Source organism: Pseudomonas sp. NPDC086112, from assembly GCF_044746425.1.
Lineage (GTDB): Bacteria > Pseudomonadota > Gammaproteobacteria > Pseudomonadales > Pseudomonadaceae > Aquipseudomonas.
Window position 1 is genome coordinate 1 of the sequence record NZ_JBIVCD010000056.1, and the last position, 20,052, is coordinate 20,052.

A 20,052-nucleotide genomic window follows, 5' to 3' on the forward strand; every position below is an offset into this window, starting at 1 on the left:
CCAGGCGCAAGAGGGCATCTTGCCCGGCCTGCCACACCTGAGCCGCAGCCGCTTCAACGCCTGGACCCCCGGCTACGCCGCCCCCGAACTGCTCGAAGGCCAACCGCTGTCGGCCAGCGCGGACGTGTACGGCGTGGCCTGCGTGATCTATGAACTGGCGGGCGGCAAACACCCGTTCCGCCGCTTGCCCTCGACCCAGGCCCGCGACGAACACCTGGAGCGCGAGCTGCAGGCTCCGCGGAACCTACCGAAACACTGCTGGCCAGCGCTGCGCACCGCGCTGAGTTTCAACGCGGCAGAACGCAGCATCACTGCCACCCAATTGCGTGACGCCTTGGGCGCCACTTCGTCCTGGCTACAACGTCTGCGACTTCGGGCGTAACGGATGACATTCGAACAGGGAGCACTTTATGTTCAACCCAGCTAACGAAACGCACTTCAGTCTGACCGTTGAAGACTATGCCGGCGACCTGCAAGTGCTGTCGTTCACCGGCACCGAAGGCATCAGCCAGCCGTATCGCTTCGACCTGGAACTGGTCAGCGAAAACCCGGATCTGGACCTGGAAAAGCTCCTGCACAAGCAGGCGTTCCTCGCATTCGACCCGAAAGGCAGTGGCATCCACGGCCAGATCTACCGCGTAGCCCAAGGCGATGCCGGCAAGCGCCTGACCCGCTACAAAGTCTCCCTGGTGCCGCAGCTGCAATACCTGCATCACCGCACCAACCAGCGCATCTACCAGCAGATGTCGGCGCCGAAAATCATCGCGCTGATCCTCGAAGAACACGGCATCAAAGGCAACGCCTACCGCTTCCAGCTGAACACCCCGTGCCCGGACCGCGACTACTGCGTGCAATACGACGAAACCGACCTGCACTTCGTCCAGCGCCTGTGCGAAGAAGAAGGCATTCACTACCACTTCCAGCACAGCGAAAAAGCCCACCTGCTGGTATTCGGCGACGACCAGACCGTGTTCCCCAAACTCGGCCAGCCAACGGCTTATGTCCAAGGCAGCGGCATGGTCGCCGACGAACCAGTGATCAAAGGCTTCAAACTGCGCCTGGAAACCCGCACCGGCCGCGTCACCCGCCGCGACTACGACTTCGAAAAGCCCAACCTGCGACTCGAAGCCGGCTATAAACCCGACGGCGAAAGCACCGAACCGGACCTCGAAGACTACGACTACCCCGGCCGCTTCCTCGACCGCGCCCGCGGCAAGTTCCTCAGCCAACGCGCCCTCGAACGCCACCGCGCCGACTACCAGCAAGCCGAAGGCCATGGCGACCAGACCACCCTCGCCAGCGGCCACTTCCTGGAAATCTCCGACCACCCGCGCACCGAGTGGAACGACCTCTGGCTACTCACCGAAATCGTCCACGAAGGCAAACAGCCGCAAGTGCTCGAAGAATCCGTGACCAGCGACACCACCAACAACAAAGACGACTTCCACCAGGGCTACCGCAACCGCTTCCTCGCCACCCCGTGGAACGTCTTCTACCGCCCCGCGCTACAACACCCGAAACCCCGTGTCCTCGGCAGCCAGACCGCCATGGTCACCGGCCCCAAAGGCGAAGAAATCCACTGCGACCAATACGGCCGTATCAAAGTCCAATTCCACTGGGACCGCGAAGGCCTCGCCGACGACAAAACCAGCTGCTGGATGCGCGTCTCTTCGAGTTGGGCCGGCGACCGCTACGGCGCCATCGCCATCCCGCGCATCGGCATGGAAGTGCTAGTCACCTTCCTCGAAGGCGACCCCGACCAGCCATTGGTGACCGGTTGCCTGTACCACAAGGAAAACCTCGTCCCCTACGACCTGCCCGCGAACAAAACCCGCACCGTATTCAAAACCCTCAGCTCACCGGGGGGCGGTGGGTACAACGAACTGCGGATTGAAGACAAGAAGGGCGCCGAGCAGATCTTTATTCATGCCCAGCGGGATTGGGATGAAAACATCGAGCACGACCAGAAGATTCGGGTGGGGAATGAACGCCACGACACGGTGGTGAAGAACACCTACACCGAGCTGAAGGCTGAGGAGCATCGCACCACGATTGCTGATCGCAAGAGTGAAGTGCGGGTGGATGATCATCTGACGGTTGGGCAGAACCAGCACATCAAGGTGGGGACTGCGCAGCTGACCAGTGCGGGGAAAGAGATTCACCTGAAGGCTGGGGACAAGATTGTTATCGAAGCCGGGATGGAGCTCACGGTTAAGGCCGGGGGGAGTTTTATCAAGCTGGATGCGGGTGGGGTGACGGTTGTTGGGCCGGTGGTGAAGATTAATGCCGGTGGTTCGGCGGGGAGTGGGACTGGGATTGGGATTAAGCCGCCGGTACTGCCGGGGGCGGCGGATAAGGATAAGGCGGGGAGTTTGATGGATCAGGCGCTGGGGAATGCTCCGCCTGAGAAGGTTAAACCGAAGGCTTTTTTTGTGTTTTCTGAGTGATCGACATGAATGGTGTGTTGAAGAAGAGCAATGGCTTCGCTGTAGCGGTTTTCAGTGTGTCGCTGCTGAGCCTGTTTCATAGCAGCGTTTATGCGGATGAGTGCCCGTCTGAGGATTTTGCCCAATTCCTTCCGGCGTTCTCTGCGAATGCTGAAACCCAGCAGCGGTTGACTGCGATGACGGTGAAGTCGCTGGTTTTGAAACCGGTGGGAGAACATGGGGTTTTTGAGCCGCAAACGACGGGAGTCAACAGTTCCAATTTGGCGTTTCCGCTAATGGCGCCCGTAGCCACAGACAAGACAGAAGGTGTCGAAGTCGAAGCGATCGACGACAGTCACTTCAATGTTGTGGATAAGCGGGCGGGTAACAGCAACATCAATATCTTCAATTTTTCTCGGCAGGCGTGTTGGGTCTTGGAGGGAGTTGAGGATTGGTCGATTAGTGAGAAAGATCTCGTAGTGGCGAGCAATCCTCACATGAGCGAGGCAGAGAGCTTTTGCTTTCAACGTGCGGAAGCCTTTAGAGGTTTGGGAGGGCTGGAGCAGTACCGACTCACGGGGGAGTTGTTTGAAGCCTCTCTGGAAAACTATCTATGCGCTGCAGCTTCCGGCGATCCTCAAGCCAGTTTGAATGCTGCAAGTTTGAGTCTTTCCGGTATGGCGCCGCAGTTAAAAAACGAGAAGGTTGAGCAGCTATTCAAGGCAGCAGCAACCACCTTGCCGGAGGGGGCAATGAGTCTTTCGTTATTTTATTGCGTTGGTAACAACATTTCCTCTGACGGCCCTTGCCAGCATCCAGCACAGGCTGAAGAAGCGCTGACGCACGCTGCCCGTATGGGAAGTGCCTTCGCGACAAATGCACTCGGGCGTGCCTTTGAAACGGGAGAATTGGTTACAAAGGATATGTCCAGGGCGGTTGCTTGCTACCAACTCGCTGCCAAACAAGGCAGTAAAGGGGCTATCGCACATCTGGACCGCTTGAATAAGCAGCCAGCCGGAACTTTCAAAGCCAGCTATTGCTATTGATTATTGCAGGAAGCAGAAATGACAGAGCCACTTGATTTTTCGAGCAACTATACCAGCGCTAATTATATATATAAGGAGGGAGGGAACGGTTTTGACGTTGAGAATGGAAAAAAAATTGTCGACTGCTCTCATATGGTTAATTTGCTGCTCACAAGTGCCGACTACGAAGTACCTTATCAGAATACAGCGGCTCTCAATGGCGGGGAGGCCCTTCAATACTATGATGTGATTAGCCCTGCTAATGTAAAGCGTGGAGATATCGTCCTCTGGATTAACGCAACGTCCAATCATGAAAATAAGACGTTAAATCATACGGGGATTGTCGAGTTTTATGACAGCACATTAGACTCTGAGTTTGGCAAGTTCTTTGGGGCACAAAGTTCTGGTCCAGCCACTGCACCATTCGGTGCTTTTGGGAAAGCCTGGTATTGGCCAGTTCCAACAAAGTTTTTGAGAGTTAAAGAGTCGACAAGGACGGGGGGGAATCCAACTCCGACACCTGCACCTGCACCTGCACCCGCTCCAGCGACATCGCCGTTAATGAACTTCCAATATCCTTTTAGAAAGGCTGACGGAAAACAGTTCACTGATGCTGAGGAAGTCTACAAAGCACTTGAGGGTGAAAAGTCAGGCCATTACCTGCTGGGGAGCAACAAATTTTGGCATGGCGGCATCCACATCAGCGATGCAAGTGCCCCACAATGCGTACTGAATGAGCCGATACGCTGCATGGCCGATGGCGAAGTCGTTGCGTATCGCCTTAACGAGGATTATTTGGAGTCGACCTTCGGTGACAACGAGAAAAAGCTGAAATATTCCAACTCCTTCTGCCTGGTGCGTCACGAGTACAAGTCGGCACCCAATCCGGAAGATGGGCCAAACAAAGGTAAGCAAAACAAGCTGAATTTCTACAGCTTGTATATGCATCTTTTGCCCTTTAAGCGCTACCCGTTAGCCGAGGATGAAAAACCCAATCCTGTAGTGACCATGACGGTAAGCGATTTCAAAGCGTACGATGATTTTCCCGCATCGAGTAACTTCCCGTATCCCGGTAAGTTAACGAAACACACTAAACTTGAGGTGCTGGATAGGAGAGCGGTCGGGAGCGTTACCTATGCCAAAGGAAAAATCCTTTCTGGTAGTGTAAAACACGGGGCAAGTAAAGTTCGCGAAGTCGGTCAAGAGGTTTGGTTTGCTTATTTGGAGAATGATGCTCCATATCAGAACTCCAACCACAAGGCTATTTGGGTAGCTGACGCTATTCCTGAGCGTGCCAGGCCAAAGTATTGGCAAGGGAAGGTAAAAGCTAAAACGACTCAACGTTTAGCTATGTACGGTGCACCAGCAAACCCTACGAATGGGCAACCTGCAGGTGCTCGCATTGAAAATAATCGAGAGATAACGGTCGATAGCACCATCGAGTTCGATAGCAAAGACGTTTTGAATCTGGTTGTCGACAATAAACTGCGGCGTATGGCCCCATGTACACCGTTGGACGCTAGCATATGGACAGGTACGGGGAGCGTACCGTCAAATTTCTGGGCCATTGTCGAAAGCGATCCTGAAAGTCAGTACGTACGGTGGGAAACGGTAACTCCTACAGAATTTGATGTTGTATCAACAAGCATCGGCATCAAGGCTGGCGACCCGATTGGTTACTTGGGTAAAACTGAAAACCTCGTCAATGAGCAAGGTCAGACAGACAGTAAATTCCAGGTTCACGTGGAGATGTTCACCGCCGAGGCTGATGTCAAAAACTTTCTCGACAACCTCGCTGGCTTGAAGCTTGGCAAGCAGTACCTGTATTTACCAATTGGAACCAAGCTAAAGAAAAAATTGCCTGCTACTGGCACCAGCGATCCAATCAAGAATGAGCATGCGATTGACTTCAACAAGGCTCCTGTTATCAAGGAGGGCAACGAGGATTGGTATGACATCAGTGTTGTTGAGGGTGATCAAACTATTTCTGGACTGATCAGAAAGGCTGGCGCTGAAATTATCACTCAGCATGACTGGACGAAGTTGGGCTTTCAGGTAGTTGAGGAGTCCAACGCCACGGCGGATGGCTTTCTCGATCCCGAAGACATGCCGCAGTTCTTCAAGGATCTTTTCAAAAAAATCGATAAAAATAACGATGGTGACGTTGATCCAGAAGAGCTCGCCGACGCATTGAAGAATGCTGACACTAGAGGTCAGTGGGCGAAACTAATTGCCCATCATCCAACCGAGTGGAAGTTCACAGCAGATTCTGCGAAATGGAGTAAGTTAGACAAAATACTGGAAGCAGTTCCAAAAATGTTGAAGCACGAAAAAGAAAGAATAACTAATTACATTTTTTGGGAAGAACTTGCCGGCAAGGCAGTCATGAGTTCGGATGTGATTTGGCATTTTCATCCGATTAGCTTCGTAGACAATTTTCTATCATCTGTATGTATTCCTTTGGAAAAGGCGCAAGAAATTGCCCTTCTGGTTTCTTCCGGCTATGAGGGCTCAACCTCAAACACGCTGGATTACGAGGCCGTGGCTGGTAACTTTGATGGTCAAGGCGTGTCTTTTGGCATAATTCAGTGGAATTTCGGGCAAGGTACACTTGGGCCATTATTGCTGGCGATGAGGTCGGAGAATCAAGCCAAGTTTGATAGCTGTTTTGACGCCAATATGAACTTTCAGACTTTGCTTAATGCGATAAATGCTGCGAGCATCCCTTCTCAGATGAATTGGGCTACAGGTGTAGCTGCTAGCAATCCTAACTGGAAGTCCGCCTTTAGGAAAGTTGGTGAAGTGGAGGAGTTCCGGAAAATACAGTTGAAATTTGCGGCTCATTACAATGAGAATATTAAATCGTGCCTTACATTCATGCGAGAGCTTGCCCCGCATTTAATGGTGAAAGTTCAGTTGAGGACGTATTGTGCTTTGTTTGATTTGTGTGTGCAGCAAAATAATCTAAATAGCGCTAAGGAATTAATTCAGACGGAGTTCCCAACTGCCCAAATTACAAGTCAGAAAGAGCTTCTTGTATTTGTATGTAAGAAGCGTGCTGAAAAAGCCTTAACTGCTTGGAGGTCCGACGCCTTTAGTCGCCGAATGGGAATAATTCAAGGGCAAGCATACACTGCGACAATGAATGGTATAACTAAAACTAGAAGTAATTCAAATTACGGTTTGATAATAGAAGGAGACGTGTGTGAAATTTAATAATTTTTATTTTCTGGGGGGGCTGGTTTTTGCGGCTTCCTCTTTGGTTGCTGCCCAAGACTTGGTTTGTGATTCTGATAGTAATGTGTGCACAGTTGTGGTTGCCGAAAATTATTGTGGGGTAGGCGAGACGGCGAAAACTAAGTGGGATATACGTACTGGGGAATATATTTTAAGTTGTGAGTGCAATTGCACTTCCCAGGAGAATACGTTCTGGTTTGTTTCTGGTGTCAATAAGGAGTCTGTGAAAAAAATTGAAACCAGTAAGATAGTAAGTACTATCGACTTAAGAAAAAATAAGGATGGGGTCCGAGATATTTTTGGTTTGGTTCCTTATTGCACGACTCTGCATGCGGGCTCAGATAAGCTAGTTAGCTTGCAAAAAATTCCAAGCGCGGATAATTCCCCATATCCTTATTGCTATGAGGTTGATGGGTCGGTTCCATCAGAGCTTTGTTCTACGTCGGAATGCAAGGGTAAGAAGGAGCTGGTTACAAAAGTCACCAGCTCTATAAAGGCTGAGACTCTAATTGAGTTCAAAAACGCTACTGCGAGACTTTACAAGGACAAAGTGCGCTTCCAGGACTTTCCTAAACGGGTATTCGTGGAAAGGTACATTGCTGAGTATGCGTATTCAGTGATCAATCAGCAATCGTACAATGATATCGCATACTATTGGCAACAGGCGGGCTTTAATGAAGATGCTATTTGGTTGCTTGAAAAGGTGATATCGAATAGTCCTGAGCGTACAGTTGCCTACCTTAATATAGCCGATGCGTACTGGTCGAAAGGGGATAAGCAGAAGGCATCTGCCAACTATAAAAAGTATGCCGATCTGATGGTGTCATCAGGTAAGCAGAAAAAAATTCCTGAGCGTGTTAACGAACGAAGTAGACTATAAATGAACAGCCACGGATTTTTGGCGATATTAAATAAGTCCGACTTTGATCGAAAATTGAAAGCGAAAGGGGCTGGAGTGAAAAGGAGCGAAAAGGGAACGGATTTATTTTTGTGTTTTGTGAAAGGTGGTCACGCCTATTTATCGGGCTTGGTAACCGCAACGGAACTCGATAAATAGATCTGTCCCGATTGTTTTTGCAGTCTGGGGTCAAGTAAATTGTTAGTTTGCTGTCAATTTTTTCTGCGAGTATCAAGGAATGATGATTTTTAGATTCAGCCTAATTTTAGTGGTTTTTTTGCTGTCTTCGATTGTGAAAGCAGAAGGAACTATGGTTGCGACCGTTCTACAGGCCGATTTTTCCAAAGATCCCGAGATACGCCTTCTTGTCAGGGTAGTAGACGTAGGTGGAGGTTCAGATACGCCCTCCATGGCAGTCCGTAAGGAATGTCTGGAGAGGGTTAAGTCGTCTGATCGTCCTGGGCCGGATCCATGTTTTTCGATAGAGATCAGCGAGAGCAAGAAACAGCGGACCATTGTCCGCCAAACGCTGTTGAATGATCCTCAGCGCTCAACCGATCCTATCTATCTAGAGATTGTTTATCGTTCGGAAGTTAGCACGACTGATCCGACAAATCATCATCGGCGATCTGCGTTGCTGAGAATTGAAGAAAATGGCTTTTACAATTGGAACAATGAAACAAAGCAGGCATTAGCGGACGGGGAATGGCCATCCACGCCTCATGGGGTATTTAGTGTGGTACTTGCTGATGCAGATGCGCTGCTTAATTCTGTGTACCGGGATCGCATGACTCGCCTGGATGAAAACGCTCAGAAAGGGCTGAGAGATACTCAGAGATCCTGGATGAAATTTCGAGATGCGGAATGCCTGATGGACGTGAAGTCGTATACAACGATGTTCGGGGAGTTTCCTGATGCATGTTTAATACGCGCGACAATAGAACGGGCGCGCCAATTGGCGACGGCTCCGGACAAGAAGCGTTGAGTTGATAGTTCTGCAAAGCAGGTCGTTGGTTTATGGGATTTCGATAAGTATGAAAAAATCGCTTTTAACCCTGTTGGCGGTATTCCCATTCGCCGTTCATAGCGGAGTCACCAGTGATTTTTTTTTGTTTCGAACACTCTCAATCCAGCCCTGTAAAGTTTGAATTCAGAACCTTCTATGACGAAGCCAGCAAGTGGTTGGGCGGTTTCGTCAAATACGCGAAGTCGAACGTGCCCATTTCCGTCGTGCTAACGGATTCCCAGCACGAAGAAATCGATCCTCTGATGCCTTGGCAGAGCACCGCGACGTGGTCAGAAGTCGTGGATGAGAAGGTCACCGGAACCTGTCTCGATGTCCTACACAACGAAGGCCAATGGCAAGCAGTACAACTTCATGAACAACACCAGCATTGATTCTTCCTGGGAACAGGATGTAAGTGGGAGTAAGGCGAGCGCATGCGATTTAAATATTTAGCCGGGTCATTGCTCGGTCTGTTGTGGGCGGTTCCGGCATTTGCCGAGGTAACCACGTTCAGTCCCACCAATAATGTTGAAGCGACGCTAGTTCTGGACGGCTCCACGTTAACGGTCGCTGTTAAAAACGATGCCCGTAGCGAATCCCGGACGATCGATTTTCAAGCGGAAAACGAGCTGCATGTGCAGGTCGACGATTTCAATTTCGACGGCGCAAAAGACTTCGCGGTCTCGCAGGTCGATGACGGCATGGGCACTTACGATTACTACAGGATTTTCGTTTACCAAGCCAAAACCGGCACCTTCGAAGAGTTGCGGCCTGATTGCGGCGATGGTTTCGTCAATCTCCATGTTGAGAACAAGCGCAAAGCACTGATCAGTACTTACTGGGAAATGAACGTACCGAAGCAATGCGTAACCAGATTTCCAAAACGTAGAACCTGAATGCATCAAGGATAGAACACAGTGAAACGTTTTGTTTTGAAAGGACTACTTTCGGTATTTGTGAGCTGGTTTCCAACGGCGGCCATGGCTTCGGAAATCTGCAATGAGGATGGCGATACCAAGAATTTTCTCTCGCAATGGATCGAGAACGACGAAAGCGTTGGGGACATACATTCACGCATCGACGAGGGAAAATTTTTTTGGGAGCGGGGCAAGGTTGTGTATCGCGGTGACCTCGATGGTGATGGCAGGGACGACTTCATTTTCCTTTCCTATTCAAGTCACGGCTCAGCCGGTGATATGACATACGCCTTCCTGATCCAGTGCCGTGGTTACTTGAAGCATGCGGGTGGTGATTACTTCGCCGGGGTCAAGGTTCTGGATGGCCCTCCCCTGGACGGCGGCGATTTCAAAGACATCGAGATCTATTCCTACATCAGGGACAAGCGCGGCCAGATTCGCTACAAGGGCGAAGAGGCCATGACCCGGCCTCATTTGTGGCGTTTCAATCTGCAGACGCGGCGCTATGAAGGTCAGTCCGAGTAGGCCCTTGGTCCACACTCATCTACGGAGTTACTACGTGAAAGGATGTTCAGTTCTGCTCGGCGGCCTCTTGGCCACTGCCACGTCCGTGGCGTTTGCCGCCGACCCTGACTTCAAGGATTACAGTGTTACGCCTGTGTTTAGCGGCGCCAACCATGAACTGGTGCCACAAGAAAACAGCAACCCGATGATGGATCAAGTACGAGCGCAGGCCCTGAAAGGCAAGGTCAATTTCGCCGGTCATTACATCCTGCACAGGCTCGGTTGTGGCGGCAGTGCCATTTGCGGCGAAGTGCTGGATGCGCGTACGTGGGACGTTGTCGTCGAGCTGCCGAATGCATACGACGGCAGCACTTTCGATATGTCCTACCAGCCCGATAGCCGCTTGATCTTCATTTCCGGCCTCGCGCTCGATGGCGAAGAGGACGCGCAAGGCAATCGGTTGGAAAGTCGTTACCGGGATCGTTACTACGAGTTTGTGAACAATGAGTTCCGGCTGTTGACGATGACTGACGCGGAATCGCCGCCGCTTGATTAAGGATGATTGGATGAACCGCTTTTTCATTGAGGCTGTGCTGAGTGCTCTTTTACTGTTGCCCCTCGCCTACGCCATCCCGGCAACCGCCGAAGCAGGAAGTTGCTACGGCTACCTCACCGAGATGGTCAGGAGCAGCAACTTCCCGTTTCGCTATGTCGACAAGGACAAGGTCAACCTACTGATTGACGATGACGACGGTGAAACCGTGCGGGCCAAGTTGCTCTATGACACAGACGGCACCGGGACCATCGGCTGGATCAAATACATCCCGGATACCCGAGTGTTGCTCAATGCCGCGGCTGAACTGGAAGAACCGGTGGAACTGTCATTCGATGCCAAATTCGCCGACGGCTATGCAAAGTGTCTCGCGAAAAAACAGGCCAGTTAACGGTGAAAAGGAATTTTCCATGAATCAGCGTCTTCTCGCGGGCAGCCTTTCGCTGCTGCTCTCGTTTCCAACTTTCGCCGCTCCTTCGGATGCCTACACCCAACGCGATGTCATGCAGTGTGGCGGCGTTGAAGTGGTGTTGGTTTCGTCCTGTCGATCCGTGACAGTGCAAGAAACTGAAACCCACGTAATCCCGGTCTGCTCCGACCAGACAATCAACATCGGCGGCAAAGTGCTTCGGCGCAACATCGACAAAGTTTCACAGCTCACGTCCGACGGTGCGAAGACGAAGATGTTGAGTAACGTGGTAGTGGCGATGGATTGCGTGAAAGGAACCAAGGGCAGCCTGGTTTCAATTGGCGGTTATGGCGGGTGCGGATCCTGCCCTGAATGGCGCGGTTACTACTCGACGGCCGGACGGTTAGAGCATTACAGCTACAGCAATAGCTATCGGTCGTTTGGTTCGAAAGGTTCCTGGGACGGGCTGATCAAGGCTTATGGCGTCACGAAGAGACAGCTTCAGCAGGAGAGTCCTACGGTTAAAAGGATCGACTATGAGCGGCCTTAAGTCGGCGGCGCAAGTCTTTGAAGAATGATCAGTTCGTGGATCAACAGGGAAGTAAATGAAAATGGCCAGGTTTTTTAGTTGTGTGTGCGTGGTTGTATCAATCATCGGTTTTTCGTCACAACCAGCGTTAGCCAAAGACCTGCAAACCATCGAGCAGATGCACCCTCCGGTGGTGGCCTCGGTGGGTGAGCAGAAAATCACGGTATTTTTCTTGAAGAACACGCTCAAAGGTCAGACGACAGGTGCGTATGTTCCCGATGGTGAAATTTTCTACGCGACGATGAGTGCTACGAAACCAGAACTCACTTATGTGGCGCCGGTCATTGGCGAACAGATAGTGTCGGTGTTCTTCTTCGAGCGTAAATTTCCTGAGCGAGCGGGGAAGTCCCTGTATGTGCTCACGAAGAACAAGGAGTCGGCCCGTTTCGTGGGCTACTCCTATTCGACGCTGGAGTTACCACTGATTAAGGACGGGGATCCGTTGTCTTTGCGATTTTTTCGCGGTGACCCGCCAGATCCCGAATTGCAGGACTGCCGCGATGGGCGAGACCTGGAAGGGGGGGCAGATCTTGAGTGTGCTTACAAAGATGCGGCGAGTATTAAAAAGCGTCTGGCAGACTTGGATGCAAAGATTATTGCGGATTCAAAACTGGAACATGACATCAGCCAGGAGCCGCGCAAAATCGGTGGTAACGCGGCCGATGTTGCTTGTCCCTCGAACGAGTTTTCAGCGTTCCTTGCAGCCTTTTCCGAGCGCGCAGGCGTGCAAAAAACGTTCGTTCAACAGCCGCTGCAACTTGTCACTACCGTGGCGGGAGATCCCGAGCCTGAGCTGGAAAAGCGCAGCGTCAGCGGTGATCAGATCAAGTTTCCAATCATCCCGGATCGCGTGAAACGAGAGGCCGACGGTCTTACGTTGACCGTCAAGGAAGAACGGGGCAACAACGCCACGGCGATCCTGCAGAAGCCGGATACCGATTATGTGTTCGAGTATCAGTTTGTTCGTGGGCAATGTTGGCGGCTTGCAGAGGTCTCGGATTTTTCACTTTAGGCATGTGGTAAGCGCTACTGAGAGCACGTCATCGTTTTCAAAAAAATGAGATCAGAGGGATTTATGAAGAGGTTATTTTTAATGCTGTTGTTGGTGTTGCCGCTGACGGCCCGCAGTGAGATCACAACACAGGTTTCTTGTTTCCGTTCGCTGGAAGGCAAAAACATCAATTTCGAATTCAGAACCTATTACGACTCGGTCACCCAATGGAGCGGCGCGGGGGTTAGGTATAGCAAGTCGAAGAAGGCCATTCCTCTCGTCTATCGGAACACTGAGGAAGAAGTCATGACGGAGGGCGGGCCTTATCAGTTCACGACGACTTGGGTGGAGGTTTCTGACGGTGTGGTGACGGGGGAGTATGAAAGGGCGACTCAGGGGGCTCGGGTAAACTCGATGTTCTACACGAATTACAAATCTGGTAAGAAGTATTCGTTCGATCAAGATATCAGCATGGAGGCGTCACCAGAGACAGGCTGTCAGTGGTGAGTCGAGATCATTGAGAAAGGGGACTCTACGTCCCCTTTTTCTTTCTGTTGTCCCGTCCTGAATAAGGTTTACACCTTCGCCCGATACTCCGCCGGATTCGGCGAATCAATGTGATCCAGCGCTCGCTCCACCAACAACCGGACCCCATCCGCCAATCTGCTGAGCGCCAAGGCTAAGGAGCGCCGTGTACCGTCCACGTCGTCGGCCAGGTTGGCGGCGATGGCGCTGATGGACAGCAGGTCTTCCGAGGCGTTGGCCAGGAGGGCTTCGGTGTCGATGTCGGGGGAGACGGTGAAGAGCTTGCCTTTGCGTTTGGGTTTTTCGTTGGGTGGTGGGGCGAAATGGTGGTCGAGGGCGCGTTCGGCGGCTTCGTGGAGTTTTCTGGAATCGAAGGATTCGTAGGGGGATGTGGCTGGGTTTTCTGGCGGATTCGGTGTTGGCTTGATCATTGGTATATCCCGATATGTGTTTTGGATGTGGCTGTCTCCTCTTCGCTTGCATTCGAATAAGGGTGGCAGCCGTGCGCAGGTGTGCAAGACCGGGCATATCGGACCCCGGCAGACCCCAAAGGGACCTCCCGCGCACAGCCGCCATAAAGCATTTACAGCGAGCATGAAAGCGCTCGATGTTCGATTTGGCGATTGTGCGGCGATATGTACCGGACTTGCACGTCCGTGTCACCGTTTTTGCGGTAACGAACAAAGACTATCGATGAAGCCGAGGGCTGCCTAGTTCACGAACAGCACCGCGTGTTGAAGGAAATGTCCGATAGAGTCGAGCGTAGAAAGATCAAAATACCTTCGCTTTTAAACAGCTGGTTTCGTCAATGACTTGGTAGTCATCAGCGTCAAAAAGTGCGGCATCTTCTTCTAACGCAACCCGACGGTGGCGTTCTGGCTTGAAGCCGCTACACTGCGCCGGCCGTTCACTTTTCTCTTGAGGCTGTGCGCATGAAATTTCGTTTTCTTCTGTGGATGCTGGGTTTGTTGATGGGTAAGGCCAGTCGGACTAATCCTGCGTTTCAGCAGCAGTTGGGTGACAAGGCATTGGTGTTTCAGCTACAGACCCTGGACGGGAAGGTGGCGCGGCATTTCTTTGTGAAGGATCAGCGTATTACGAGTAAGTCGGGTGTGTATGCCGAGCCGGCGTTTGCGATTGCTTTTAAAGACGCGGCGTATGGCTTTGCCACGATGCAGGCGAAGAACAAGCAGTTGGCGTTTATGACGGGGATTCAGGACAAGTCGATTCAGATCAAGGGCAACCCGGCGTTGGTGATCTGGTTTCAGGGGTTGACCAAGTATTTGAAGCCGAAGAAGGCCAAGCCGAAGGCATAGGTCTTTCAGGTAGCTCGCCGGGATTTTCGAGAGCTAGCCAGCCTCTTCAGCCATCCGACTCAGTAGGCCCGCGGGCGTCGAGTGGCTGGGCCCGGTATGTCTTGTAGATTTGCTGGACTTGCGGGTTGTCCAGGTTCTCATATGTGATGTCTTCCTTGTCCAGGCCATCCAGGCCTCTGATACCACCGATGGTCTCTGGCCACTCGTCACGACTGGATATATCGACTACAAACGGGGTGAGGTAGTTATCGAGATGCCTCTCGCGAGGCTCTCGGATCTCGTCGCTGAGTGCCCGCAGGTAGTCGTCTTTGTTTGTCCTTGACCAGTCGATGGCGAACTCGGCTCGATAACAGAGTTCCATGAAGACTAATAGAATCGTGCGCCCATTGCCGTCCAGGAAGGGGTGTGCGAAAGCCAGCTGGCCCATCACCCCGCCGGGATGGTCTCTGAAGCGTTTCTTGTCAGCTGCTAGCTTAAGCGCATAGTCGATAGACATTTTGATGGAGTCTGGGCGCTCGAAGACGGTGCTGCGGGGATCGTCGAGGGAACCCTTGAAGACTGCCAGGTGAGGGACAAGCTCGTTCCGGTCTTTTCCTGCCCAGTGATAGAAGCCGGAGAACAGGATCTCGTGAACTTTGAGTACAGTCTTGTAATCGATTGGCTTTTTCTTAGCCAAATAGACAAGCGCATCTTCGATACTCAATTCGAACGAAAGATGCTCTGACTCTTTTACTTCAGTGGGATCTTTCAGTTGCAGCGAGTTTTGAAGATATCCAGAAGTTTCGAAGTCGCCGAACGGATCAAAAGTCATGCGCTACGTTTCTGTGCACGCCTTTCTTGAAGATAGCGCCCTTGGAGCACCAGGATTTCAGACTTGCTCAGAATGCCTTTTCTCTTGAGATTGACGAGCAACTGTTCGATGCCATCCAACTCGACGACATCGCCAGCCAAATGGGTAATGCTCACGGCCATACGACTCATGCCGTCACGTCCAGCAGTGACCTTGTTTTCTTTAGCAAGCTTACGGACTTGGCTTGCAACACTGGCTGTTTGGGTCATAGGAAAGCCCTCTATTTGCCGTCAAATCATAGCAGGGCGCTTGCTTCCTGTCGTTGCTGGCTCAGTTGAGCGGGAGCAAGCTCCCTCGCCACAGTGGGTGGTGATTCAGGTGGACCGAGTTGGATTCTTCGCGGGCAAGCCTCGCTCCTACAGGGCTTTGGTGATCTGTGGGAGCGTGGCTTGCCCGCGATGCTTTTAGGCTTGGCTGAATTGCGAAGCCAGTTCGCGCAGCAGCACTTCTGCTTCCAGAACTTTGCTGACCACGTCGTTGGCTTTGTCGCGAGTCAAGCCAACACGCTCCAGCAACGCATCCGGAATGTCTTCATCCGGGCCGGAGCCGATGCCGCGGCTGCGCAGCAGGCGTACGGCCAGGCAGACGAGGTTCGGGTATTCGGCGTAGTCGCCGTCGTAGCTTGGGTCGTGCTGGAAGCGCAGGGCGGTGGCCAGTTCGTCGGGCATGTCCCAGAAGCGCATCAGCCATGAGCCGATCTGTTCGCGGCTGATGCCCAGCAGGTGTTGTTCCACGTAGCTGTGGCACAGGTGCGGGTTGACTTCCAGGTGGCGGCAGATCAGCGAGAAGTGCGGCGGGAACACGTGGGCCAGTAGCAAGTAGCCGAAGTTGTGCAGCAGGCCGGCGAGGTAGGTCAGGCCGGCTTCCGGGCGCTGGGCGCGGGGCATGGCGCGGGTCAGGCCTTCGATGACGGCGGCGGTGTAGATCGATTGCTGCCAGTACGGCGTGGTGTGTTGCGGGTGGTCTTTGGGCAGGCTCAGGGTTTTGCCCAGGGCCAGGCCCAGCGCCAGGTTGATCACCAGGTCGAAACCCAATACCCGCACGATGGCGTCTTCCACTGAACGAATCTTGCCCGGCGAGGCGTAGTACGGCGACGCTGCCCAACTGACGACTTGTGCGGCCAGGGCCGGGTCGGTTTCGACCACGCCGGTGATGTCGTCGATGGTGGCATTGGGGTCGACCCGCAGTTTGATGATTTTCTGCGCGGTTTCGGCCAGCGGCGGAATCTCGATGGTTTCTTCCAGGCGCTGCTGGATGCGCCGTGCGGTGAACGCTTGCACGGCCTGGGTGATTTCCTCGCGGTCATCGTCGGGGCGATCGAGGTTTGGACGGATGCGGTTCACGGCTTCGCCGAAATTGCCGGCGCTGGCCTTGGTGAGCATGGCTTTGAAATCGTCGCTGGAGATTTCCAGCAGCACGCCCGGCTCGCCCGAGTTGATCAGCAACGTCGGTTCGCGCAGCAGGCTTTCTTCATACAGGCACGGCGAACTGGTGAGCGCCGGCAGGCCGGGCAGCAGGCTCAGGCTGTGTTTGCCGAGCATTTTTACCAGGCGCTCGGTGGATACAGCAGTCAACCGGCGGCCGGTGAGTTCGGCGAGGCGGTTGAGGTCCAGCAATTGGCTCTGGGGGAACAGCACCATGAGCGCGCCGACCGCATCGTCGAGCAAGACTGCCTGCACTTTACGCGCGGCGTTCAGGCCGTGATGGTCGAAGACTTCTTCGTAGGCGATGCCCAGTTTGCCGAGCAGCAGCCGAATAACAGACGGAGCGTGCGGGGTTTCAGGGGCGAGGGCAACGTCGGTCATAGTCTGTATCCGTTTGCAAACAATTGCAGGAGTATAACCAGCTTGTTTAACGCCAGGGTCCGGAAACTGCGACAGTGCTCACACTTGGCCGTATTGCTGCCCATGGCGTAGCCAGCGGTCGAGTAGCGGGCTGACGTGATCCGGCCAGCGTTCGAGCAAAGCCTGAGCGGCGTCGCGCACGGCGGGCAGCAAGTCGGCGTCGCGCATCAGGTCGGCGACCTTGAATTGCAGCAGACCGGTCTGGCGCGTGCCGAGCATTTCGCCGGGGCCACGCAGTTCGAGGTCTTTTTCGGCGATGACAAAACCGTCGTTGGTTTCGCGCATGATGCCCAGGCGCTGACGGCCGATCTGCGACAGCGGCGGATGGTAAAGCAGCACGCAATGGCTGACGGCGCTGCCTCGACCGACACGGCCACGCAGTTGGTGCAGCTGCGCGAGGCCGAGTCGTTCGGGGTTTTCGATGATCATCAGGCTGGCGTTGGGCACGTCGACGCCGACTTCGATCACGGTAGTGGCGACCAGCAGTTGCAGGTTGCCGGCCTTGAACTCGGCCATCACTGCGGCTTTCTCGGCGGGCTTCATGCGACCGTGGATCAAACCGACTTTCAACTCGCCGAGGGCGGCGGTGAGGTCTTCATACGTGGTTTCGGCGGCCTGGCAGGTCAGCTCTTCCGACTCTTCGATCAGCGTGCACACCCAATAGGCCTGACGCCCTTCGGCACAGGCGCCGCGCACCCGTTCGATCACTTCGACGCGACGGGTGTCGGTGACCAGCACGGTGTTTACGGGCGTACGGCCGGGCGGCAGTTCGTCGAGGATCGAGGTGTCGAGGTCGGCGTAGGCGCTCATGGCCAGCGTCCGGGGGATCGGCGTGGCGGTCATGATCAGCTGGTGCGGACACATCCGTCCGCCGACGCCTTTCTGTCGCAATGCCAGGCGCTGCTGCACGCCGAAGCGATGTTGTTCGTCGATGATCGCCAGCGCCAGGTTCTTGAACTGCACCTCTTCCTGAAACAACGCGTGGGTGCCGACCACCATTGGCGTACCGCTGGCGATTTGCTCCAGCGCGGCGACACGATTTTTACCCTTGAGCTTGCCGGCCAGCCACGCGACTTCGATGCCCAGCGGTTCGAGCCAGCGCTTGAAGGTGATGAAATGCTGCTCGGCGAGAATCTCTGTGGGCGCCATTAAGGCGACCTGATAACCGGCCTCCAGCGCTTGCAGTGCGGCGAGAGCAGCGACCACGGTTTTGCCGGCGCCAACGTCGCCCTGAATCAGCCGCAACATTGGCTCGTGCTGACTGAGGTCGTAAGCGATTTCGTTGCCGACCCGTTGCTGGGCGCCGGTCGGTGTGAAGCCGAGGTTGGCCAAATACTGAGTCGGCAGCTTCGTGGCTTTTGGCATCGACGGCGCGCGCAGGGCACGCATGCTCTCGCGCAGGCGCTGCTGGGACAGTTGATGGGTCAGCAATTCTTCGAAGGCCAAACGGTGTTGGGCCCAGTGATGACCGAGGGCGAGTTCATCGACATCGGCATCGGCGGGCGGGTGATGCAGGTAGCGGATCGCATCGGCCAGCGGGGCCAGTTGATAGTCCCGGGCCAGTTCGGTCGGCAGCCAGTCGGGCAGGCTGCTGGGGCCGAGCAGGGTCAGGGTTTGCATGCACAACTGGCGCAAGCGCTGTTGAGTCAGGCCTTCGGTGAGCGGGTAAACCGGGGTCAGGGTTTCATCCACCGGCGGCGGCTCGTCGCCGGTGATGGCGCGGTATTCCGGGTGGTAGATCTCCAGCCCCGAGGCGCCGGGCCGCGCTTCGCCGTAGCAGCGAATGCGCGTGCCGCGTTTGAGGCCTTCTTTCTGTGCGTTGCTGAAATGGTAGAAGCGCAGGCTGAGCCCGCCGGTGCCGTCCTGCAGCCGGACAACCAGGCTGCGGCGTCGGCCCATGACCACGTCGGCGCCGCTGACGGTGCCTTCGATCACGGCGTCCTGACCCGGTCGCAAATGGCCGATCGGGACCACACGGGTGCGGTCCTGATAACGCAGCGGCAGGTGGAACAGCACGTCCTGGAGATTCTCCAGGCCGACCTTGGCCAGTTTCTCGGCCATGGCTTCGCCGACACCCTTGAGTGCCGTCACCGACACTTGCGACAACTCGGTCATGGCAGCGACTTAACCGGCCACCACCGGCGCTGGCGGCTTGGCCACCGAGCACAGGCGGATGGAGTCGGCGAGGATTTCAATCGCCTTCGGCCGCGGGAAGCTCGCGCGCCAGGCGATGGCCACGGTGCGAAACGGCACCGGCGCGCTCAGTGGACGCACTTCAATCACGCCGGGAGCGTAGTGGTGGCTGTCCACCGCCGACAGCGGCAGGATCGAAATGCCCAGGCCGGAGGCGACCATGTGGCGAATGGTTTCCAGCGAGCTGGATTCCACCGTGGTGTGTTTGGCGCCGTCGTTGCCTTTGGCCAGGGTCGGGCAGGCTTCCAGCACTTGATCGCGGAAGCAGTGGCCTTCGCCGAGCAGCAGCAGGCTCTTGTCGTTGAGCAGAGCGGCGTCGATGGATTCTTTTTGGGTCCACGGGTGCTGGGCTGGCATCAGGACGTAGAACGGCTCGTCGTAGAGCTGCAAGGTCAGCACGTCGGCTTCGTTGAACGGCAGGGCGATGATGATCGCGTCGAGCTCGCCGTTGCGCAGTTTGTCGCGCAGCACGTGGGTGAAGTTTTCTTCGATGTACAACGGCATCTGCGGGGCGACCCGGTGCAGTTGTGGAATCAGGTGCGGAAACAGGTACGGGCCGACGGTGTAGATCGCGCCGACTTTCAGCGGCGCGGTCAACTGGTTCTTGCCGGCCTGGGCCAGTTCGCGGATGCCTTGGGCCTGTTCCAGGACTTTCTGTGCCTGGGCGACAATGCCTTCGCCGACCGGAGTCAGGCGCACGGCGCTCTTGCTGCGCTCGAAAATCAGCACACCGAGTTCGTCTTCAAGCTTTTTCACGCCCACCGACAGG

The 20,052-nt window shown here is 54.4% G+C and carries 19 protein-coding genes and 1 pseudogene; 14 read left to right on the forward strand and 6 right to left on the reverse strand.

The window, feature by feature from the left end:
• The 13 genes and pseudogenes from ACIPLA_RS26130 to ACIPLA_RS26190 form a co-directional block, all read left to right on the forward strand.
• Positions 1 to 382 (forward strand): annotated as a pseudogene (locus ACIPLA_RS26130) (serine/threonine protein kinase); the annotation flags it as partial.
• A gap of 28 nt (positions 383 to 410) precedes the next feature.
• Positions 411 to 2,447, forward strand: coding sequence for a type VI secretion system tip protein VgrG (locus ACIPLA_RS26135; protein WP_401177136.1), 2,037 nt, complete (start codon positions 411 to 413; stop codon positions 2,445 to 2,447).
• Positions 2,448 to 2,452: 5 nt separating this feature from the next.
• Positions 2,453 to 3,472 (forward strand): tetratricopeptide repeat protein, encoded by a 1,020-nt coding sequence (locus tag ACIPLA_RS26140; RefSeq protein WP_192345064.1) that lies wholly within the window; start codon positions 2,453 to 2,455, stop codon positions 3,470 to 3,472.
• Positions 3,473 to 3,490: 18 nt separating this feature from the next.
• Positions 3,491 to 6,667, forward strand: coding sequence for an EF-hand domain-containing protein (locus tag ACIPLA_RS26145; RefSeq protein WP_401177139.1), 3,177 nt, complete (start codon positions 3,491 to 3,493; stop codon positions 6,665 to 6,667).
• Positions 6,657 to 7,568, forward strand: a complete 912-nt coding sequence (locus ACIPLA_RS26150; protein ID WP_401177142.1) for a tetratricopeptide repeat protein — start codon at positions 6,657 to 6,659, stop codon at positions 7,566 to 7,568. Before ACIPLA_RS26145 ends, ACIPLA_RS26150 begins: the two co-directional genes overlap by 11 nt.
• 256 nt (positions 7,569 to 7,824) lie before the next feature.
• Positions 7,825 to 8,571 carry a lysozyme inhibitor LprI family protein gene (locus ACIPLA_RS26155; protein WP_401177145.1) on the forward strand — a complete coding sequence of 249 codons (747 nt, stop codon included), beginning with the start codon at positions 7,825 to 7,827 and terminating at the stop codon, positions 8,569 to 8,571.
• A 455-nt stretch (positions 8,572 to 9,026) separates the two neighbouring features.
• The gene (locus ACIPLA_RS26160) at positions 9,027 to 9,488 is read left to right on the forward strand and encodes an XAC2610-related protein (RefSeq protein WP_401177148.1); all 462 of its coding nucleotides are present in this window, start codon (positions 9,027 to 9,029) and stop codon (positions 9,486 to 9,488) included.
• 21 nt (positions 9,489 to 9,509) lie between these two features.
• Complete coding sequence (locus tag ACIPLA_RS26165) at positions 9,510 to 10,034, forward strand: hypothetical protein (RefSeq protein ID WP_401177151.1); 525 nt, start codon at positions 9,510 to 9,512, stop codon at positions 10,032 to 10,034.
• A gap of 34 nt (positions 10,035 to 10,068) precedes the next feature.
• Positions 10,069 to 10,569 carry a hypothetical protein gene (locus ACIPLA_RS26170; RefSeq protein ID WP_401177154.1) on the forward strand — a complete coding sequence of 167 codons (501 nt, stop codon included), beginning with the start codon at positions 10,069 to 10,071 and terminating at the stop codon, positions 10,567 to 10,569.
• A gap of 10 nt (positions 10,570 to 10,579) precedes the next feature.
• Positions 10,580 to 10,957 (forward strand): hypothetical protein, encoded by a 378-nt coding sequence (locus ACIPLA_RS26175; protein ID WP_401177157.1) that lies wholly within the window; start codon positions 10,580 to 10,582, stop codon positions 10,955 to 10,957.
• 19 nt (positions 10,958 to 10,976) lie between these two features.
• Positions 10,977 to 11,525 (forward strand): hypothetical protein, encoded by a 549-nt coding sequence (locus ACIPLA_RS26180; RefSeq protein WP_401177160.1) that lies wholly within the window; start codon positions 10,977 to 10,979, stop codon positions 11,523 to 11,525.
• Between the two features lie 55 nt (positions 11,526 to 11,580).
• Entirely contained in the window at positions 11,581 to 12,576 is a 996-nt protein-coding gene (locus tag ACIPLA_RS26185) for a hypothetical protein (protein WP_401177163.1), read from the forward strand.
• Positions 12,577 to 12,657: 81 nt separating this feature from the next.
• Positions 12,658 to 13,062: a hypothetical protein gene (locus tag ACIPLA_RS26190; RefSeq protein WP_401177166.1), complete on the forward strand. Its 405-nt coding sequence runs from the start codon at positions 12,658 to 12,660 to the stop codon at positions 13,060 to 13,062.
• A 68-nt stretch (positions 13,063 to 13,130) separates the two neighbouring features.
• Here the strand turns inward: ACIPLA_RS26190 and ACIPLA_RS26195 are convergent, their stop codons facing one another.
• Entirely contained in the window at positions 13,131 to 13,511 is a 381-nt protein-coding gene (locus ACIPLA_RS26195) for a DUF6124 family protein (RefSeq protein WP_401177169.1), read from the reverse strand.
• A gap of 501 nt (positions 13,512 to 14,012) precedes the next feature.
• On the opposite strand from ACIPLA_RS26195, the gene ACIPLA_RS26200 reads away from it, so the two are divergent.
• Positions 14,013 to 14,396, forward strand: coding sequence for a hypothetical protein (locus ACIPLA_RS26200; protein WP_008007623.1), 384 nt, complete (start codon positions 14,013 to 14,015; stop codon positions 14,394 to 14,396).
• Positions 14,397 to 14,442: 46 nt separating this feature from the next.
• Here ACIPLA_RS26200 and ACIPLA_RS26205 read toward each other — a convergent pair whose 3' ends face one another.
• From ACIPLA_RS26205 to ACIPLA_RS26225, 5 genes are all read right to left on the reverse strand, one after another.
• Positions 14,443 to 15,207, reverse strand: a complete 765-nt coding sequence (locus ACIPLA_RS26205; protein WP_218395474.1) for a Fic family protein — start codon at positions 15,205 to 15,207, stop codon at positions 14,443 to 14,445.
• Positions 15,204 to 15,455 (reverse strand): hypothetical protein, encoded by a 252-nt coding sequence (locus tag ACIPLA_RS26210; protein WP_218395472.1) that lies wholly within the window; start codon positions 15,453 to 15,455, stop codon positions 15,204 to 15,206. The genes ACIPLA_RS26205 and ACIPLA_RS26210 overlap by 4 nt, the downstream gene beginning before the upstream one ends.
• Before the next feature lie 195 nt (positions 15,456 to 15,650).
• Positions 15,651 to 17,051, reverse strand: a complete 1,401-nt coding sequence (locus tag ACIPLA_RS26215) for an aminoacyl-tRNA deacylase and HDOD domain-containing protein (RefSeq protein ID WP_123499433.1) — start codon at positions 17,049 to 17,051, stop codon at positions 15,651 to 15,653.
• Positions 17,052 to 17,129: 78 nt separating this feature from the next.
• Positions 17,130 to 19,205 (reverse strand): ATP-dependent DNA helicase RecG, encoded by a 2,076-nt coding sequence (gene recG, locus ACIPLA_RS26220; RefSeq protein ID WP_123499435.1) that lies wholly within the window; start codon positions 19,203 to 19,205, stop codon positions 17,130 to 17,132.
• Positions 19,206 to 19,214: 9 nt separating this feature from the next.
• Positions 19,215 to 20,052 (reverse strand): LysR substrate-binding domain-containing protein (locus tag ACIPLA_RS26225; protein WP_401177175.1); only part of this gene is annotated, 838 nt, incomplete at its 5' end.

Bases quoted from the DNA above. Each gene is read 5' to 3' on its own strand.
- ACIPLA_RS26160 (WP_401177148.1), top strand. From the start codon at position 9,027: ATGCGATTTAAATATTTAGCCGGGTCATTGCTCGGTCTGTTGTGGGCG.
- ACIPLA_RS26155 (WP_401177145.1), top strand. From the start codon at position 7,825: ATGATGATTTTTAGATTCAGCCTAATTTTAGTGGTTTTTTTGCTGTCT.
- ACIPLA_RS26145 (WP_401177139.1), top strand. From the start codon at position 3,491: ATGACAGAGCCACTTGATTTTTCGAGCAACTATACCAGCGCTAATTAT.
- ACIPLA_RS26185 (WP_401177163.1), top strand. From the start codon at position 11,581: ATGAAAATGGCCAGGTTTTTTAGTTGTGTGTGCGTGGTTGTATCAATC.
- ACIPLA_RS26195 (WP_401177169.1), bottom strand. From the start codon at position 13,511: ATGATCAAGCCAACACCGAATCCGCCAGAAAACCCAGCCACATCCCCC.
- ACIPLA_RS26205 (WP_218395474.1), bottom strand. From the start codon at position 15,207: ATGACTTTTGATCCGTTCGGCGACTTCGAAACTTCTGGATATCTTCAA.
- ACIPLA_RS26180 (WP_401177160.1), top strand. From the start codon at position 10,977: ATGAATCAGCGTCTTCTCGCGGGCAGCCTTTCGCTGCTGCTCTCGTTT.
- ACIPLA_RS26210 (WP_218395472.1), bottom strand. From the start codon at position 15,455: ATGACCCAAACAGCCAGTGTTGCAAGCCAAGTCCGTAAGCTTGCTAAA.
- ACIPLA_RS26135 (WP_401177136.1), top strand. From the start codon at position 411: ATGTTCAACCCAGCTAACGAAACGCACTTCAGTCTGACCGTTGAAGAC.
- ACIPLA_RS26140 (WP_192345064.1), top strand. From the start codon at position 2,453: ATGAATGGTGTGTTGAAGAAGAGCAATGGCTTCGCTGTAGCGGTTTTC.
- ACIPLA_RS26190 (WP_401177166.1), top strand. From the start codon at position 12,658: ATGCTGTTGTTGGTGTTGCCGCTGACGGCCCGCAGTGAGATCACAACA.
- ACIPLA_RS26215 (WP_123499433.1), bottom strand. From the start codon at position 17,051: ATGACCGACGTTGCCCTCGCCCCTGAAACCCCGCACGCTCCGTCTGTT.
- ACIPLA_RS26200 (WP_008007623.1), top strand. From the start codon at position 14,013: ATGAAATTTCGTTTTCTTCTGTGGATGCTGGGTTTGTTGATGGGTAAG.
- recG (WP_123499435.1), bottom strand. From the start codon at position 19,205: ATGACCGAGTTGTCGCAAGTGTCGGTGACGGCACTCAAGGGTGTCGGC.
- ACIPLA_RS26175 (WP_401177157.1), top strand. From the start codon at position 10,580: ATGAACCGCTTTTTCATTGAGGCTGTGCTGAGTGCTCTTTTACTGTTG.